The sequence below is a fragment of the Mycobacterium sp. genome (genome assembly GCF_032159765.1).
Classification (GTDB): domain Bacteria; phylum Actinomycetota; class Actinomycetes; order Mycobacteriales; family Mycobacteriaceae; genus Mycobacterium.
Genome location: NZ_JAVHWM010000157.1, coordinates 1 through 15,578, shown reverse-complemented (window position 1 = coordinate 15,578; position 15,578 = coordinate 1). Strand labels below are relative to the sequence as shown.

The 15,578-nt window shown below is 62.4% G+C and carries 18 protein-coding genes, 1 tRNA gene and 1 pseudogene; 10 read left to right on the top strand and 10 right to left on the bottom strand.

Annotated elements, in window-relative coordinates; translation table 11 throughout:
* Positions 1-308: 308 nt before the first annotated feature.
* Positions 309-437 (bottom strand): hypothetical protein, encoded by a 129-nt coding sequence (locus tag QOH60_RS19185; protein ID WP_526423284.1) that lies wholly within the window; start codon positions 435-437, stop codon positions 309-311.
* A gap of 195 nt (positions 438-632) precedes the next feature.
* Between QOH60_RS19185 and QOH60_RS19180 the strand changes: the two genes are divergently transcribed.
* Positions 633-1,334, top strand: coding sequence for an ANTAR domain-containing protein (locus QOH60_RS19180; RefSeq protein WP_526423282.1), 702 nt, complete (start codon positions 633-635; stop codon positions 1,332-1,334).
* Positions 1,335-1,482: 148 nt separating this feature from the next.
* Here QOH60_RS19180 and QOH60_RS19175 read toward each other — a convergent pair whose 3' ends face one another.
* Positions 1,483-1,836 carry a hypothetical protein gene (locus QOH60_RS19175; protein ID WP_526423280.1) on the bottom strand — a complete coding sequence of 118 codons (354 nt, stop codon included), beginning with the start codon at positions 1,834-1,836 and terminating at the stop codon, positions 1,483-1,485.
* Positions 1,837-2,202: 366 nt separating this feature from the next.
* On the bottom strand, positions 2,203-2,586 hold the full coding sequence (locus tag QOH60_RS19170) for a hypothetical protein (protein ID WP_526423277.1): 384 nt from the start codon (positions 2,584-2,586) through the stop codon (positions 2,203-2,205).
* Between the two features lie 285 nt (positions 2,587-2,871).
* Here QOH60_RS19170 and QOH60_RS19165 point away from each other — a divergent pair, with 285 nt between their 5' ends.
* Positions 2,872-3,480 carry a hypothetical protein gene (locus tag QOH60_RS19165; RefSeq protein WP_526423275.1) on the top strand — a complete coding sequence of 203 codons (609 nt, stop codon included), beginning with the start codon at positions 2,872-2,874 and terminating at the stop codon, positions 3,478-3,480.
* A 410-nt stretch (positions 3,481-3,890) separates the two neighbouring features.
* Complete coding sequence (locus QOH60_RS19160) at positions 3,891-4,064, top strand: hypothetical protein (RefSeq protein WP_526423273.1); 174 nt, start codon at positions 3,891-3,893, stop codon at positions 4,062-4,064.
* Positions 4,065-4,185: 121 nt separating this feature from the next.
* Here QOH60_RS19160 and QOH60_RS19155 read toward each other — a convergent pair whose 3' ends face one another.
* Complete coding sequence (locus QOH60_RS19155; protein ID WP_526423271.1) at positions 4,186-6,255, bottom strand: hypothetical protein; 2,070 nt, start codon at positions 6,253-6,255, stop codon at positions 4,186-4,188.
* 121 nt (positions 6,256-6,376) lie between these two features.
* Positions 6,377-7,006 (bottom strand): DUF305 domain-containing protein, encoded by a 630-nt coding sequence (locus QOH60_RS19150; RefSeq protein ID WP_526423286.1) that lies wholly within the window; start codon positions 7,004-7,006, stop codon positions 6,377-6,379.
* 529 nt (positions 7,007-7,535) lie between these two features.
* Between QOH60_RS19150 and QOH60_RS19145 the strand changes: the two genes are divergently transcribed.
* Both QOH60_RS19145 and QOH60_RS19140 read left to right on the top strand, forming a co-directional pair.
* Complete coding sequence (locus QOH60_RS19145; RefSeq protein WP_526423269.1) at positions 7,536-7,925, top strand: nuclear transport factor 2 family protein; 390 nt, start codon at positions 7,536-7,538, stop codon at positions 7,923-7,925.
* A gap of 272 nt (positions 7,926-8,197) precedes the next feature.
* Positions 8,198-8,965 (top strand): ANTAR domain-containing protein, encoded by a 768-nt coding sequence (locus QOH60_RS19140; protein ID WP_526423267.1) that lies wholly within the window; start codon positions 8,198-8,200, stop codon positions 8,963-8,965.
* 70 nt (positions 8,966-9,035) lie between these two features.
* Here the strand turns inward: QOH60_RS19140 and QOH60_RS19135 are convergent, their stop codons facing one another.
* Entirely contained in the window at positions 9,036-9,236 is a 201-nt protein-coding gene (locus tag QOH60_RS19135; RefSeq protein ID WP_526423265.1) for a hypothetical protein, read from the bottom strand.
* A gap of 113 nt (positions 9,237-9,349) precedes the next feature.
* Entirely contained in the window at positions 9,350-10,708 is a 1,359-nt protein-coding gene (locus tag QOH60_RS19130) for a DUF1254 domain-containing protein (protein WP_526423263.1), read from the bottom strand.
* Positions 10,709-11,188: 480 nt separating this feature from the next.
* Between QOH60_RS19130 and QOH60_RS19125 the strand changes: the two genes are divergently transcribed.
* Positions 11,189-11,755 (top strand): hypothetical protein, encoded by a 567-nt coding sequence (locus QOH60_RS19125; protein WP_526423261.1) that lies wholly within the window; start codon positions 11,189-11,191, stop codon positions 11,753-11,755.
* A gap of 532 nt (positions 11,756-12,287) precedes the next feature.
* Positions 12,288-12,551, top strand: a complete 264-nt coding sequence (locus QOH60_RS19120; RefSeq protein ID WP_526423259.1) for an Mtp family mycobacterial-type pilin — start codon at positions 12,288-12,290, stop codon at positions 12,549-12,551.
* A gap of 288 nt (positions 12,552-12,839) precedes the next feature.
* On the opposite strand, the gene QOH60_RS19115 is transcribed toward QOH60_RS19120, so the two are convergent.
* The 3 genes from QOH60_RS19115 to QOH60_RS19105 form a co-directional block, all read right to left on the bottom strand.
* On the bottom strand, positions 12,840-13,133 hold the full coding sequence (locus tag QOH60_RS19115; protein WP_526423257.1) for a hypothetical protein: 294 nt from the start codon (positions 13,131-13,133) through the stop codon (positions 12,840-12,842).
* A 308-nt stretch (positions 13,134-13,441) separates the two neighbouring features.
* Complete coding sequence (locus tag QOH60_RS19110; protein WP_526423255.1) at positions 13,442-13,612, bottom strand: hypothetical protein; 171 nt, start codon at positions 13,610-13,612, stop codon at positions 13,442-13,444.
* Positions 13,609-13,833, bottom strand: coding sequence for a hypothetical protein (locus QOH60_RS19105; protein WP_526423253.1), 225 nt, complete (start codon positions 13,831-13,833; stop codon positions 13,609-13,611). Before QOH60_RS19105 ends, QOH60_RS19110 begins: the two co-directional genes overlap by 4 nt.
* A gap of 199 nt (positions 13,834-14,032) precedes the next feature.
* Between QOH60_RS19105 and QOH60_RS19100 the strand changes: the two genes are divergently transcribed.
* From QOH60_RS19100 to QOH60_RS19090, 3 genes and pseudogenes are all read left to right on the top strand, one after another.
* The gene (locus tag QOH60_RS19100; protein WP_526423251.1) at positions 14,033-14,266 is read left to right on the top strand and encodes a hypothetical protein; all 234 of its coding nucleotides are present in this window, start codon (positions 14,033-14,035) and stop codon (positions 14,264-14,266) included.
* A 315-nt stretch (positions 14,267-14,581) separates the two neighbouring features.
* Positions 14,582-15,339 (top strand): annotated as a pseudogene (locus QOH60_RS19095) (ANTAR domain-containing protein).
* Between the two features lie 28 nt (positions 15,340-15,367).
* Positions 15,368-15,441: transfer RNA gene (locus QOH60_RS19090), tRNA-Val, on the top strand.
* Positions 15,442-15,578: the final 137 nt, after the last annotated feature.

Genomic DNA, 15,578 nt, shown 5'->3' with positions numbered 1-15,578 from the left:
CTTATTGCGGCCACAACAATGACCTGGATTGCTCGGACGAGAATCGAGTTCATCAAGCACGTACCCCTCGGTGACAAAATCTTTCAAGTTCGTCCGCCCCTAGTTGTCGACGTTAGCTGTCACGGCGAGCCTGTGACGCCGGTTTTCTCGAGTTGTCTCGGCTGAGCAGTACCACCAGCGCAGGAACAGAAGCGTGAAGTGGCTGTTCAACGCGGCGACGGCCGAACTCGCTGGCCACCTCAACAATTGGGCCTGCCCTTTCGCGCGAAAGGTAGAACGCAGGCCGACACCGCGCCGCAGCATGGACGTCACCCCGCGAACGCTGCCGCGGCGCGGTTCTGGTCGCCGCGTACTTGGGCGGCACGCTCAGCCTTGCGCACCAACTGCTCGTAGATGGGCTGAGCGACTGCGGCAGCCTCGGACTTGTGGGGAACCACAACGTGTTTCGTTTGAGCTGCTTCGGCTTCTGCTTTGCGGACGTGTCGCGGCTTCCAGATATCGGGCCCGTCATCCTCCGGGGTGGCGGGCCGACTTGACGTTCGCGGCAGCGGTCGGCCGACTAATTGGGCCTGCTGCTGTTAATGGGTTCAATAAGGCGCCACCGCGGTTGCAGTCGGATAAGTTCTGGAACTGTGGCTGACGGACTTAGCGAGGATTCTCGACTTGAGCAGGCGTTGGCTGGTGGCACACCGCACCCCACCGGCTGGTTTCGGCTGTACTTCGACGACGAACGGTGGGAATGGTCACCCGAGGTCGAACGCCTGCACGGCTATGAACCCGGCACCGCCGAACCCACAACCAGCATGGTGCTGTCGCATAAACATCCCGAGGACTACGAACAGGTCGCGGCCACACTCGCCGACATCCGCCGAACCCACAAACCGTTTAGCACCCGCCATCGCATCATCGATGTCCAAGGACATACCCACGATGTCATCGTGGTTGCCGAACTCCTGCACGGCGAGGGCGGCGAGGTCATCGGCACGACCGGTTTCTATGTGGATGTCACCTTTCCGCCCGAGGAACGCGAAACCTTCATCTCCGAAGCGGTCGCCGAGATCGCCGACAACCGCGCGGTCATCGAACAGGTCAAGGGCATCCTGATGGTGGTCTATCGCATCGACGCCGACGCGGCGTTCGACCTCTTGAGATGGCGGTCGCAGGAGGCCAACATCAAACTGCGGGCGATTGCGGAACAGCTGTTGGCCGATTTCCGGGCACTCGATTACGACGAAGTCCTGCCCTTACGCTCGACGTTCGACGAACTCCTCCTCACGGCGCACAACCGCGTGCAGCGAACCGGCACGGGTGGCGGCCCTGGTTTGCGGGTGTAGCTCATCAACCTTGTTGGTAGCCAACACATAGCGGGGGCCACAAAAGAATCGGTTGCGTTCTGCCCCTGTCAAGGGAGCGACTGCGGCGTTAAGCAGTCAGCGCCGCCCCGTCATCCTCCGGGGTGGCGGGGCGACCGCTAACGGAGGGTCAACCGAGGCACGTGACGGATTTGGCAAGCTGCCAACCTGTTACGAGTGCCGCCACGATCAGCCCAAATGCCAGCGTCGGCCAAATCCACATGACAAAGCCGCGGATGGCCGCGGCGGTGATGCCAGCGACCGCGACGATCACCGCGGCCGCGGCGCCACCCCACACAACCAATATTGGCGTGTCGCTGTAGTGCGCACACTCGCCCATCCCAAACACGAAAAGCGCTGTAAACCCGAAGCAACCAAACCCCGCCGCCGCAGCGAGGACGGACATCACGGCCGTTATCACTATGTCGGTCTGCGAGCGCCGCGCCCGCGGCGGCGGGATGTTTGGGTACTGCGGCGGCGTCATCGTCCAACCATGCCCCATCGCAGCCATCAGCGGCGCACAAATTCGGCGGGTCGCTGTCGGTGCCCCCGCATAGAGTTCGCGCCCATGGGCGACGCATCCGTCTGGGCTTCCACCGCCAGCAACAAATTCCGTGAGGTGCAAAGGACCTCCACCAACCCCACAACGAAGCTACTGGCAGAGGGGTTGACGGCACTCGCCGCGGCCGTCAGGGAGTTGGGCCAGCAAGTAGACAACTGTCAGCAGCACAGCGCGTCTGAGTAGTTGTTCCGTCCAGAACACTCGGCCGCCATCCTGCTTGGTGGCGGGCCGACTGCTGGGCGGGCAGCCGATGGCCACACGATAAATGGCGCTGCGGGGAGGCGAGCCCTAGCCGAAGTTACCCGGATTCGCTGGGGCAGTCGGATTCACCGGTGGCGGTTGCTGCTGCACGGGTCGTGATCCCACCAGTGGTGGTATCGGCCCCTGCGGTTGGCCCGCCCCTTCCGCAGCCGGCGCCGTGCATTTGCCGCCGGAACTCCACACTCCGCCCGTCGAAGCGCAGCACTGGATGTAGTGGTCCAACTTGTCGGAGTCAGAGTAATAGGGCGGATGGTTTCTTAGGCAGCTGTCGTACGCCCCGATGTCCCATTCGCCGCCGCCAGTGCCGCCCCCGTTGTTGGGGTCGGCACCGGCGATAGCCGGGTATCCGAGCGCGATGGCACCCGCGGCAATGAGGGTTGTCAGAACGGAACGATAGCTGAGAGCTGTCATGTCGCGCGTCCTTCGGCTCGGTAGTGGCCGTGACGCCGGTCCCCGCGGCTGACGAAGGGTCGCTACTAGATTGCTGTAGGCACTCTACTACTCGACGCCCGTACGCGGGCCGACTACCGCTTATTCGGTTGCCAGCATATCCACAGCAGCCTTCCAGGCTGGGCTTAAAGGATTGTCCCAGTTTGCTCCAAGGCTTACCTTTGCCACACAACGACATACCGGCAGCAAACCTCCAGCATCGGTGGCGGCGGGTCGGGTGCCACCCAGCACCGACAAGGAGAAATCATGACTACTGACTCGATACAACGCAGCCTCGCACCACCACCACGGCGGCGTGTGGTCGCGGCTGCCGCCGCCTCGGCCATAACGGTCGGCGCGATCGGGTTCGCCGCGCCGCCAGGCTATGCCGATGTTGGTGACTCTTTCCTCGGGATCGCCTACAACACGGAGACAATGGGATTCGGTCTTTTCACGGGGGTCCGATATCAAATCTATGATTTGTCCCCTCAGGACCAGATACGGAATGACGTCGAAAGCCAGTGCAACAAGAGCAACGGAAATTCGGGTGTCATCTGCGCCACAATGATCCTCGAAAGAGCCACCAACAACGCAAACACGTGCGGCGCAATCGCAGCAACCGGGCCAGGGCCATTGGCGCCGCGCAGGACGTGGAACTACGCGGTCGGCTCTACCAAGTTTGGCGCAGAGGAGAAGGCCCGACAAAATCTGATGACGGGTACCGGCGGGCCCGTGCCGCAGGTTGGGGCAATCCACATCGTGGTATCGGCGTGCTCGCGAGACGGAATGCCGCCGCCTCCCACACAGCCCAAGCCACCACCAAATGCGACAGTGGCTCCGCACCCCGGCGGCCCACCGCAATCGGCACAGCACTGAACAGGGCCCCGGAACAGCGCGCACCGTCTAGCGGGGCTCCGGCCCCGTCATCCTCCCGGGGTGGCGGGCCAAGACCGCACCGGGCCGCACGTCCCCCGTCCGGCCTAGACCTGCCCTAGCGGCCGGCAAAGGTTCGAGACCGGATTCCAGTATTCTCCGGGCGCGCAGTTCAGCGGCACCAGCGCCTTTTGGCAGGTATTGGACACCGGTTCCCAATACTCCCCGTTCGGGCAGTTGAGAGGGTCCGCCGAGCCAGCTGCCGACATCACGACCGACAACGCGGCGACCGGAGCAGCAGCCGCGGCCAGAATGACCGAGCGACGAATGATCCTGTGCATTCGTCCAGCTTGCCCCAGTCCCGAGAATCTCAAACCGTCGTTTGTCGGGGCCCGAAGCTACCCTCGCCGCTCATGGGCGACGCCGCCGTTTGGGCATCCACCGCGAGCAACAAATTCCGTGAGGTGCAGCGGACATCCACCAACCCCACCACGAAGCTGCTGGCGGAGGGACTGGAGGCGCTCGCCGCCGCAGTGAGGGAGTTGGATCAACAACTCGAAAAACGGCAGAAGCACATCGGCCAATGACGGCTGAACCGTCGACCGTCCACGGGCGCCGAAGCGCAACCGGCTCAATGCTTTCGGACGACAGAGGAAGCGCGCGACCCTGAATGCCCCAGTCCGCGTGCGTGATTCAGTCAGCCGATGGTTAGTCGGGTGCGATGGGCAACTCCGGGCACACCTTGATGTAGTCGATGTCGGGTGAAACCCACTCGTTCCACTGTTTGTGACTCATATTGATAGTGACCTTGGCGCAAAGGTCGGCGGGCTTCGCTGCCGTCGGCCACGAGCGAACCGTCCCATGGTCTCCCACGCTTATAGCAACGACCCGCTGACCGTCCGCGTTAAAACCAACCCGGTCGACTCCCCTGCCGGACCGATCGAAGCCGACGAACGGATCCGCCAGTGTTCGATGTGTATCGACGTCCCACAACAGCACGTTCCCGTCTGTACCGCCAGACGCCAGCATTCGACTGTCGGGGCTGAACGCAACAGCGTTCACCGCACCTGAATGTCCAGTAAGCGGGGTCCCAATTGGCTTACCTGTCGAGGCGTCCCAGATGCGTACCGTGGTGTCATCGCTGGCAGTTGCGAAGTAGTGGCCATCGGGGCTGACGGCCACTGCCGTTATTTCGGCGGTATGGCCGATAACGGGCGCTGTCGGGGGCTGGCCCGCTTCCAAATTCCATAATCGAATTGTGCCGCGAATAGTGGCGAGGATCAGTTGACGGCCACGGTTAAAGGCGACTACTGACGTCAATTCGCGCGGAACCGAACGGACGGGCGCGTGGTGGTCGACATCGTAAAGTTGGACGCTATCCCCGACCAGCACGGCCAACATGTGCCCATCATCGCTGAAGGTTGGGGAAGATCCGTTGGCGCCTATGGGAATTGGTGCGCCATCGAGCTGTCCGGTGTCAGCATTCCTTACTTGAATCTCGGTCGGGGCGTTTCCGCCCGTGTGCGACGGGATAGAAACCAGTCGCCGTCCGTCGCCGCTGTAGTCTAAAGTAAACAAATCATCGTCGGTCGAGATGCTCCCGACCTTCGCGCCGTCGGTTGTATTCCAGAAGCCGACGGCGCATTGGCGGACGCCGTTTCCTGGAAAGGAGCAGTAGAAGCTTGCGACGCGATCGGCATCGCCGCGTAGCGCCGACTCGACTACACTTTCACTATCGCGCATTGTGATCTTCGGCATATCCGCCTCGAAGTCCCATATCCTCACGCTGCTTTCGTCGGTGGCGAGGATACGGTCGGACTCTCTGACAAAGGCAATGCTGCTGACATTGCTGGTGTGGCCTTTTAATGGCTCAAGCATCGGCTTTCCGGAATCTGCGTTGATGACGTGAACAGTATTGTCGTCGCCCACGTAGGCAAGAGTGCTGCCGTCGTGGCTCAGAGCGAGGGTCTGAACGTAATCAACATCGATGGGATCATGGCGCGGGGTGCGGGTTGCGGTATCCCAGACCTGCACTGTCATTCCGGTGCTCTCGCCATGTACGGCAATGGCGACCCGATTACCGTCCTCGCTGAACTCCACCTGATGGACGAGCCCTCGCCCTACCTTTGACGCGAATGGCGTACCCGCCAGCTGACCGGTGCGGGCGTCCCACAACTGGACACGGTCGTCGCCGACGCCTGGGTGGTCGCGGAAGTAGACCTGCCCTGCTGCCCAACGGCCGTCCGGGCTAGTCGCGAGGGCGACCACGATCCCGTCCGCGTGCTCACGCCACGGGCCGGCGAGGGTGACCTGATGTGTTACTTGGCCTGTACTCGTATTCCAGACTCGGATCATTCCGCGCTCGCTCCCTGAAATCAGCCACGCGCCGTCTTGGCTGAAATTGAGGGAGACAACGGGCTCAGTATGACCGACCATAGGCCCGACTGATTCGCGTCCGGTCGCTACGTCCCAAATTTGAATAGTTCCGTGCAGATCATCGTTATTATTTGCAAACGCGATACGTTTTCCGTCCGGACTCAGCGTGAATTCCGGCGTCGTCAGACAATCGCCATCAGGACTCAAAGTGCAAGCCCCCCAGTCGGGCGGCTTTAGCCATTGCCCTACAGGTTGTCCGGTGCTCGTGCTCCAGACCCGCAGTCGCTTCTGGTTATCCTTACTGATGAAGTACTTACCGTCCAGACTGGCAGCTTTCGGTGTGCTGCCCGGGATGTCGATGATCTTTTCTTTTACGCGGTTCTGTACCACGGCGCTGAGCACACGCACCGAAAGGACACGGAACCAGAACGCACCGCAGCGCGTCTAACGTCGTATGAACCGCACGACCTCGGCCCGTCATCCTCTCCGGGGTGGCGGGCCGAGTCATGTCAGTGAGGCGCCGCTACAGCGACGCGAGAAGGCTTTGCATGGTGTTGATTTCCTGTTGCTGGCTCGTCGCGATTGATTGGCCCAGTGTGACGGCCTGTGGGTATTGACCGGACTTAATTTCGTCTTGTGCCATCGCGATTGCCCCTTGATGATGCTGGATCATCTGATTCAGATAGAGCTTGCTCGCTTCCACACCCTGCGCGTTCTGCAGAGCCGCCATGTCTTGTTCGGACATCGTCCCGGTCATCCCGCCCGGCGCCGGCGCACCGCGGTGGGTCGGCATCACGCTCTCGCTGGGCATCCCGCCCGGCATCGTCGTCGGTTGTCCCCACTGGCTAAGCCAGCTCTGCATCTGTTGAATCTCCGGCCCCTGTGCGGCTTTGATCTTGTTTGCCAGCGCGACGACACGTGGGTCGATGCCCTGTTTGGCGAGGATGACGTCGCTCATCTGAATAGCCTGCTGATGGTGGGGAATCATGTGCTGGGCAAAGGTGACGTCGGCCTGGTTATGCGCCCCTGTGGCCGACACCGAGCTGGACGGACCGGGAACGCCCGTTGACGTGCTGCCGCTGCTATCGGCCCGGTCCGTGCTGCCACATGCGGTCACGGTGAGCAGCGCCGCGATTGCCGATGCACCGATCATAAGCAATCTGCGCTTGGTCACTTGCCGTTCCTTTCGCCCCTACCTACTAAGCGCCCCACGCCGACTCATTGGAGCCCCGTTCTCGAACGGTACCCCTCAGGGGTATTACCGGCCGCCGCGGCCGCGACTGTAGGTAACGAACGGCCCGTAGCTGGAGTACCCACCGGCCAGGGTGGCGGGCCGATGTAGGTGCCTTGTCACCGTTGCCGCCACCACCCCAGGGCCATTGCGGCCAGCACAGCAATGTAGAAGCCGAGAATGATCACACTGCCGGTGACGGCCTCCGGGTGCGAATACACGGGCAGACTTGCCAAAACGACGCCCTCCCCCGCTTGCTGACTCCGTGCGATGACTTGCGATAGCTCTACTGCCAGAGTGGCGCTCCCAGCGAAGCTATGTCGTCACTGCTGACCCCCCATCAATGCCCCCCGCCAGCAGGTGTCGATCCCGTCATCCTCCGGGGTGGCGGCCCGACTCGTGTCGCTGCAAAGCAACCGCACCAACGTTTGAGAAGACGTACGGTCGCACCATGATCTACCGGTGGTTTGTGCGCAAGCAGGCACTCACGCTGTGGGAGCGGCTATCTGATCAACGTTTCGACGAAATCCCACTTGCCGGCGACGTCCACTTCATCTACCTGGGCGACCACCCGCTGGCAACCGAAATCCGCGGCGCCGACGCGTTCCGGGCATGGCTGCGTGATGAGCTGTTCCGTCGCCTTCCCGGCCTGCGCTTCAAGATTGAGGAAATCATCGTTGAGGGTGGCCCGTGGTCGACGCGGACAGCCACCCGTTATGTCGCGACCCGGGAGGGCAAGACGATCTATTGGGGCGTCCAGTTCACCCGCATCGTCTGGGGCAAGGTCGTCGAGGAGCGCGTTCTACCCGACACTCAAGCCTTGGCGGCCGTCCTCCGCTGACAGGCGACACGAGTCGCGGTACAGGCACGCCATCCAACCCCACGGGTGGCGGGCCGATTTACGGGTGTGGCTCAATCAACTCCGTTGGTACCCAATACACAGCGGGGGCTACGAAGAGAATCGGTTGCGTTCTGCCCCTGTTAAGGGAGCGACTGCGGCGTTAAGCAGTCAGCGCCGCCCGTCATTCTCCGGGGTGGCCGCAGGGAATACAGTGAGGGTGAGGTCAGTGTGCCCGTAGCAGCGGTTATCGCATGCTCGCCCTGGAGCACACAATGAATAATGACCTGCCGGAACCGTTGACCCGGCTCGCTACCACTGCGGATGCGATCGAGGGCCTACGAGACCTCTTCGCCGCCGAAGAGCCATTGGACGATATCGCGGCGCGGGTCGCGGTCACCGCAGCCGCCGCGATCGGGCATGCCGACGCAGTTAGCATCACCGTGCTGACGTGGCCTAATGCCCGCACCGCGGGGTACACAGACGAGCTGGCGCTAGAACTCGATCACCAGCAGTACGCGTCAGGCCGGGGGCCGTGCCTGGAAGCCGCGTGGGAGCGCACCCCGGTCCGCGGGGTAATCAGCGCAGACCATCAGCGGTGGCCGGAATTCGCCGCCGCCGCAAAGGAGGTCGGGATTCGCACCAGTTTGTCAGTGCCCCTGCTCATCGACGGAGTGGACGACGACCAGGAAATGGTCGGCTCGCTCAACATCTACAGCTATACGGCATCCGCGTTCGACCCGTTCAACGAGGAACTCGTCCGCCTGTACACCGTTGCCGCCGGCCAGGCGATCACCAACGCTCGCCGCTGGCAGCACTCCCGAGAAAAGGTCACCCAGCTCGAGCAAGCCCTCACCTCGCGGCCAGACATCGACATGGCCAAAGGCGCGCTAATCGCCAAGCACGGCTGCAATCCAGACGAGGCATTCGCCCGACTGGTCGACCAATCTCAACGGCGCAACATCAAAGTGCGCGACGTCGCCATCGAAATGCTCGCCCATCTTCAAGGGGCGCCGAACCCGCCGGAAACGCAGTCAATTTAAGGCGCGGTTTCGTTGCCGGGCCGCAACAGCTAGTTGTGGGCCCGTCATCCTCCGGGGTGGCGGGCCGAACCTACTCGTCTCGCTTCACGGCGCCGAGACGGCGCTGCATCACTGAGAGTCGCTGTTCCAGTTCGATAACCGCTGCGCCGACAAGCGCATGAAACATCCGCTGTTTTCTTTCGGTGTCGAGGTCGCCAGCGGCCGCCATGAATCCTTTGAGCATCGCGGCACCGTCCAACCCGGGAGGTATGTAGACGCCGAGGATGTCCACACACTCAAAGGTAGACCTTGGCAGGTGCGGCGGCCCGGCGAAAGTTGCGAACCGTCTAGCTTCGGTCCGTCATCCTCCGGGATGGCGGGCCGCCCGCTTCTTAGGGCGTGAAGCTAGGCTCTCACCGGCTGTGCCGGCTTCCATTGGCCGTTCAGCGCTTCTTCTTCGGGCCAGTAAAGCCGCTCCACGAGGCGGAATGGGCCTTGCGGTGCGGGCAGCCAATTGGATTCCTTATCCGCGCCCGGTGAGGCGTTCTGGATGTAGAGGGTGATGCCACCGTCGGGGTCGTTGGTGAGGGTGTTGAGCATCGGGGAGTTGATCAGGTAGCGGTTGATCGGGTTGGCCACCAGCAGGATGGAAGGCAACTTGTACATCGTCATCGACCAGAACGCATTGGCCGGGGGTAGCTGTCCGGGCGCGAATCGGTAGGTGTAGTTGTTGGCCCCGGTCAGCGGTGCGCCGGTGGAATCGTTGGAAAACATCGGGTACATCGCCTCTTGCTTGGAATTGCCGTAGATCCCAAGCACCGCGGCTGCCATCCGGTAAAGGTAGTTGTCTCCCAGAAACTGCCGGTTACCGAAAACATCACCCGAGGTCAGCTGGCCGGTGTCGATCTTGTCTTTCTGCAGCGTGGCGAGTTCCGCCCAGGCGTCGGCGATCCCGCCTTCGAGCGCGGCACCCATTTCCGGTGTCATTGTGTCGGCGTCGAAGGTGCCGTTGCCTCCGATGCCGATGGTGGCGAACCGGTTCCGCAGATCCTTCTCCGACGAGAGCGTCGGGGCGTAGCGCAGTGCAACGTCCAAGATGTTGAAGAAATCCGGTGATGTTTTTTCCTCGTCCGGTGTCAGGGGTTTGACGAAGTCGATCGCGGGAGGTGCGACCGGTGCCGGCTTACCTAGGTATGCAGAGAGTGGTTCGAGCTGGTAGCCGGCCTGGATGTTTTTGACGTTGTCGAGGTCGTCGGGACCGAACAGCTGGGTGCGGTAGACGGCGAGAACCAGCTCGGTGTCGGACTGGATGACTTTGTCGATGCCTTCGGGTTTCTCACCGCGCCAGCCCGGACCGGCGAGCAGATACTTGCCGCCGCCGTTGCCGGTCGTTCGGGTGCCGGTGTAGGCGAAGTTGTAGGTGTAGGCGTCGATGAACTGGACGGAGTAATAGCGGTCCGCCTCTATCGGCGGGATGGTCACCACCAGCGGTTCTGCCCGCAAGTCGCCGCCAAAGAACGAGTACGGCGTGTCGGAGTTGGGCGTCTGGACCGCAGTGTCAGCGGGCGTATAAACCTGGGCGGTGTTGTGCATCTGGTTCCAGGCGCCTCGGTATGCCGGATCCTGCTCATCAACGAAATACGAGTACGTGATGCGGTAATTGTCGACCATTGGGAAGCCGTAGATGTAGGCGTCCTTGGCGATCTCGCGGGCCTCGGTCGGGCTGACACTGCCTGCAGCAGCAGTCGTCGCTGTCGATGTCATTTTGAGTTTTCCTTAGCGTGGTTGCCGCAGCCGGCGAGTACCGCGACAGGGCGACGGCGACACTGACGTCAGGTGTAGGCCCGAGGCTGGACGAGTTTCACTGTAGACCTGCTAATGGCGGCTTATTGCGCTTCGGTCAATAAATCACTGTCAGTGGGGAGTGCCGAGCCAGCTCGACTTCCAAAAAGCTATGTGCCCGATAGGACTTCATCCGGCACGCATCCGAGCACGCGCCGCCGGGGCGGCCCGTCATCCTGCTTGGGTGGCGGGCCGATCATCAACGGTCGGCTGGTGTGTTTGTTTCCCGGCAGACTAGGGTGAGCACGGTAAGTCACGGTTCTGCGGACGACCGCAGTCGGGCCGTATTCAGCGGTGCTTAACGCGCCGACTCTGCGTGCTACGCGTTGGGCCAACAGCGTGTGCACACCAAGGTTGACCATGTTGGACCGCCGCCGTTCTCGGCTGCCACGCAATCCTGCGATGGTAACGCCGCAGGCGATATCTGCTCTCGGGATACTTGAGCGGTTCCCGGTCCCGACTGTGGCCGTAGCCGACGACGGCGCAGTCCTGTTCACGAACACGGCATTCGCAGGCGCGCTGGGCTGCTCCCGGAATGCAGTCATGTCGATGACATATGACGACGTCGTCAACGTGTTGCCGCCGGAAGAAGCACTTGTAGCGGTCGCTCGCTTTCACGCTGACACGATCGTGAAATTGCGGCACCTAGCCGGGGCAACCCTGTACGCCAAGGTAGGCAAGTCGGTCACGATGGGCGGCGATGACGCGGTTGTCCTCGCAACCTTCGCAATGCTGACGGACCTTCCCTCCATTCCACTCCTACAGGAAGGGGGTCGCCTCATGAGTGTTGCGTCCCTGAGCCAAGATCTGTACGGCTTCGCCATCGAGCTGCGCCAGCTGGCCTACACCATGCCCGGCGGCCACGAGGACCCGCTCGTTCGGCTCAGCGAGCGGATGGTCCGCCACGCTAGACAACAGGCGCCTGTCGGCGCGTCGCCGCGGCCGTGGTCGCTCGATACTGCCTCATAGCCGCCAGGGTGTAACTCGCCCTTCCCCAGTTGGCGCCGGGCGAATGACACGCGAATAGAACTTCGAGACAGCCATTTTCGTGGAAAATTGGTCAAGTGGGGTTGCGGCGAGGCTTCCTTTAGGAGCCGCCAAGACGGGGCCGCCGACCAACCCTACTCACCAGTCATCTGGCAACTGCCGACCTGCGACGCTGTCGTTTACGGGCCGCCGCCCGGCCCTCACTGCACAGCCCTCAAAGGGCCATAAACAGTACGAACCGTCTAGCAGGGTTCGGCCCGTCATCCTCCGGGGTGGCGGGCCGACCGCTGCGCGGCGGCAACAGGAGGTTTACGACTCTAGGACTTGGCGGGGACTGCATACCTTTGCCGTGAGCGGCATCACAGATCCCCGCCACACCTGAGCGCGGTCACATCGAGTAGCGCTGGCGCACAGTGTTTTTCAGCGACCTTTACGTTGGTGGCCAGGTTGATACGAGGCCGCTATGGGGATGCTCTTTGGCATGAAACGAAGAATCATAGGGTTTGCAACGACAATGTTTGTTTCCGGAGGTTTGGGGTTGGCCGGTTTGGGGCTGGCGTCGGGTAGCGCCCAAGCCGAGCCTCTTGCCCCTGCGCCGCTGTATCACTGGTGCCCCGGCGAGGATTGGCACCCCGAGTGGGGATTCAACTTCGACTGGTTTACCTGCCACGACGACTTTCACCGCGATATCGACGGCAATAACCACGACCACGACTTCCGCCCGGACCAACGTGGCGACCAGGGCCCCCGACAGCCGTGGTGGCCAGGACAGCGTTAGCCCTTGGCGGCGCGCTCACAAGACCGGCACTGGTCCAGTGCTGACCACCTGAATAGGTTTAGAGAAGCCCTGCGAGGCCCATCTCGTCCGGGCTCGCAGGGCTTCTTGCCGCGGGAAGTGACGACCACAGAGTTGTTCGGCTGGCGTTAGCGCCGGGCCCGCATCCTGCTTGGGCGGCGGGTTGACATCACGTCCTAGTCCGGCGCGGGCCTGACTTTAGGTAGGCGATTCTCCGTTTACGCACAGCGGTGTCAGTTACGCAGCATGACCCCGCACGGTCGTTGACCGCTACCGGTATCCGAGCCAGGGCCACCAGTTATTGCCCCAGCCACGATCGCCGTGCCAGCCGCCGCGGTAACCGCCGCCATGAAAGCCGCCACCATGACCGCCGCCGCCGCCATGACCGCCGCCGCCATGACCGGCGATCTGGACGATGTTGGGGCTCACGGCCGCCGGCGCAATGGCGATCGTTGCCGGCTGAACCGGCGGGGATGCGGCCAGGGCCGTTGGTGCGGCGGCGATAGCCACCGCGGCAGCGCCCGCCGCCAACACTGGTGTGATGTATTTCAGTCCGACTCGCATGGTGCTACTCCTCCTTTAATGGTCCAATCTGGACTCATTCCAAGAATTGCGCTCCAGCGAACCCATGTCGTCGGCGCTGACACCCATCCATGCCCCCCAACCAACTGGAATCCTTGCTTACCTTGTCAGCAGCCAGCTGCGCTGCAGGTGATTGCCAGATGGCAGGGGCACAATGATGCGCGACCCACGCGGCTTCTACGGCCGATACACGCAGCAGTCTGAACGTTTCCGACGTCGGCCCGTCGTCCTCCGGGGTGGCGGGCCGACTGCTGTCAGGAAGCTGGCCAGGGGAACTTGCTGCCGAGGCTTCAGGCGGCTTCTAGCTTCATCACCTGATCGTTGTCGTTTGGGTAGCCGACTTCGCCGAAGTACACGCTGCCGGCGTTGTCCACCGCCAGACCTGCGGGGTTGATCTGGGTGAGCACCACGGTCGGGGTGCTCGATCCGGCCGCCAGTTTCACCACCCGGTTGTTGTTCACGTCGCTGACGTAGACGGCACCATCCAGGAAGTGCTGCCCTTCACAGGCCTTAAACCATCCTGAGTCTTGCTCGATCCGGCCAACAGCTTCACCACCCGATTGTTGTAGTAGTCGGTGACGTGCAACGTGCCGGCGGCGTCCAGCGCCACACCAGAAGGATTGGTGAGGCCGGCGCGTCTGAGTAGTTGTTCCGTCCAGATTGGCCCGCCCTCCAACCCCACGGGTGGCGGGCCAATCCCTCTTCCAGAGAGTTCATACCCGGGCAGCAGGAACCGCTGTTGGGTGGCAACAGTGATGTTGCGGCGTGCTGTGTACGCAATCCTGCAATAAGGAACGCTTGCTCCTCTGGCTGATGCGACAGCAGCGCCCAACGGGGCCCGGCGCCCCTCCAAATATCAGGCAATCGAGGAAGGAAAGATTATGCGTCTACGATCACGTTATTTGCTAGCCGCAGGGGTTGCGGCGGCGATCCTGAGTGCGCCAACGGCGGTGGCCGATCCCGGTGCGGCCTGCACCACTGCCGGCTCCGACACGGAATGCTCCAGCCCAGGCAACGTGCAGATCAACGACTCAGTTCCGGTACAGGCATCCCCCAATGGTGTCTACGGTGGGCCATATCCAGTGCCGTGGGACGAAGGCGGCCGCGGCCGCTAGTGCTGCGGTCCGAGTAGTTGTCCTGTCCATTCGGCCCGTCATCCTCCGGGGTGGCGGGCCGAGTTCGCGTCGAGCCCGTATCGCCCGCATCAGTTGGCCGGAATTGCGTGCCGAACTGCTGCTGATTTATCGCTTGCCCCGTGTTGCTCTGCGCGTTGACGACCAGGTTTGTGGCTCGTGCGTCTCCCCCCAAAGGGGGGTTGTCCAGCGGGCCAGACGGTAGTAGGAAATTAATGCTGCTCCGTACACCCCTGGTTTTCCGGAGGTTGCCGAGCGCACGAGTGGCAGAGGGTATTCCGCAAAAGGGGTATTGCGATGCATCAAGAATGTCTGGGAAATGAGAGTCCGCTCGCCGTTGTGACAACCAGCGGTGATGGCGAGCAAGGCGTCGAGGAGGCGTTAGCCGCCGGCGGACCCCAGCGGGTCGGCTGGTTCCGCTTCTACTTTGACGACGACCGCTGGGAGTGGTCGCCCCAAGTCGAGAAGATGCACGGCTACCCCCCAGGCTCGGTCACCCCGACCACCGAAATGGTGCTGTCCCATAAGCATCCCGACGATTACCGGCAGATCGCCGACACCCTGCATCTGATCCGCCAAACCCGCCAAGCGTTCAGCAGCCGACACCGCATCATCGATGCCGAAGGCCGAGTCCATCACGTCGTCGTTGTCGGCGACCTTCTGCACGACGACAACGGCATCGTGATCGGCACCCGGGGGTTCTATGTCGACGTCACACCGGCCGAACGGGCACGCCAGGACCAGGTGACGGCGGCGGTGACCAGAATCAGCGCGCGCCGGGCAGGCATCGAGCAGACCAAGGGCATGCTGATGCTGATCTACGGGATCGATGACACGGCCGCCTTCGACCTACTCAAGTGGCGATCCCAGGAGACCAACGTCAAGTTAAGAGCCTTGGCCGAGCAGATCGGGGCCGACTTCCTCGCCCTGAGCGGAAGCGAAACGCTCCCAATCGTTCCGGCTTCGACAACCTGCTCCTGAGCGCACACCTTCGGATGGCCGAAAGCCAGTCGCAGGGCCCTACCGTCCCGCCCATATCAGAGGACACAGGATAGGGCGCCGACGATCGCCGATCTAGGTACCGCTGGGGTAGGCAAACAGGCAAAGGCCGCGTAGCGCACACCTCGTGAATGTGAGTTCGAATCTCACCCTCAGCACTGCCAGCCCGCTTGGTCGCGGCCCGTGTTAAACGTTGTGTAACTCATCAAATCGCGTGGTACTCAACGAAGAGCGGGGGCAATCAAACGGACCGGCCGCGTTCTGTCCCTGTTAGGGAGCGACTGTGGCGTTAAAA

What these genes read in the sequence shown, in the direction of transcription:
- QOH60_RS19175 (WP_526423280.1), bottom strand. Translation starts at nt 1,836, where the DNA reads ATGACGCCGCCGCAGTACCCAAACATCCCGCCGCCGCGGGCGCGGCGC.
- QOH60_RS19170 (WP_526423277.1), bottom strand. Translation starts at nt 2,586, where the DNA reads ATGACAGCTCTCAGCTATCGTTCCGTTCTGACAACCCTCATTGCCGCG.
- QOH60_RS19165 (WP_526423275.1), top strand. Translation starts at nt 2,872, where the DNA reads ATGACTACTGACTCGATACAACGCAGCCTCGCACCACCACCACGGCGG.
- QOH60_RS19160 (WP_526423273.1), top strand. Translation starts at nt 3,891, where the DNA reads ATGGGCGACGCCGCCGTTTGGGCATCCACCGCGAGCAACAAATTCCGT.
- QOH60_RS19150 (WP_526423286.1), bottom strand. Translation starts at nt 7,006, where the DNA reads ATGATCGGTGCATCGGCAATCGCGGCGCTGCTCACCGTGACCGCATGT.
- QOH60_RS19145 (WP_526423269.1), top strand. Translation starts at nt 7,536, where the DNA reads ATGATCTACCGGTGGTTTGTGCGCAAGCAGGCACTCACGCTGTGGGAG.
- QOH60_RS19140 (WP_526423267.1), top strand. Translation starts at nt 8,198, where the DNA reads ATGAATAATGACCTGCCGGAACCGTTGACCCGGCTCGCTACCACTGCG.
- QOH60_RS19130 (WP_526423263.1), bottom strand. Translation starts at nt 10,708, where the DNA reads ATGACATCGACAGCGACGACTGCTGCTGCAGGCAGTGTCAGCCCGACC.
- QOH60_RS19125 (WP_526423261.1), top strand. Translation starts at nt 11,189, where the DNA reads ATGGTAACGCCGCAGGCGATATCTGCTCTCGGGATACTTGAGCGGTTC.
- QOH60_RS19120 (WP_526423259.1), top strand. Translation starts at nt 12,288, where the DNA reads ATGTTTGTTTCCGGAGGTTTGGGGTTGGCCGGTTTGGGGCTGGCGTCG.
- QOH60_RS19115 (WP_526423257.1), bottom strand. Translation starts at nt 13,133, where the DNA reads ATGCGAGTCGGACTGAAATACATCACACCAGTGTTGGCGGCGGGCGCT.
- QOH60_RS19100 (WP_526423251.1), top strand. Translation starts at nt 14,033, where the DNA reads ATGCGTCTACGATCACGTTATTTGCTAGCCGCAGGGGTTGCGGCGGCG.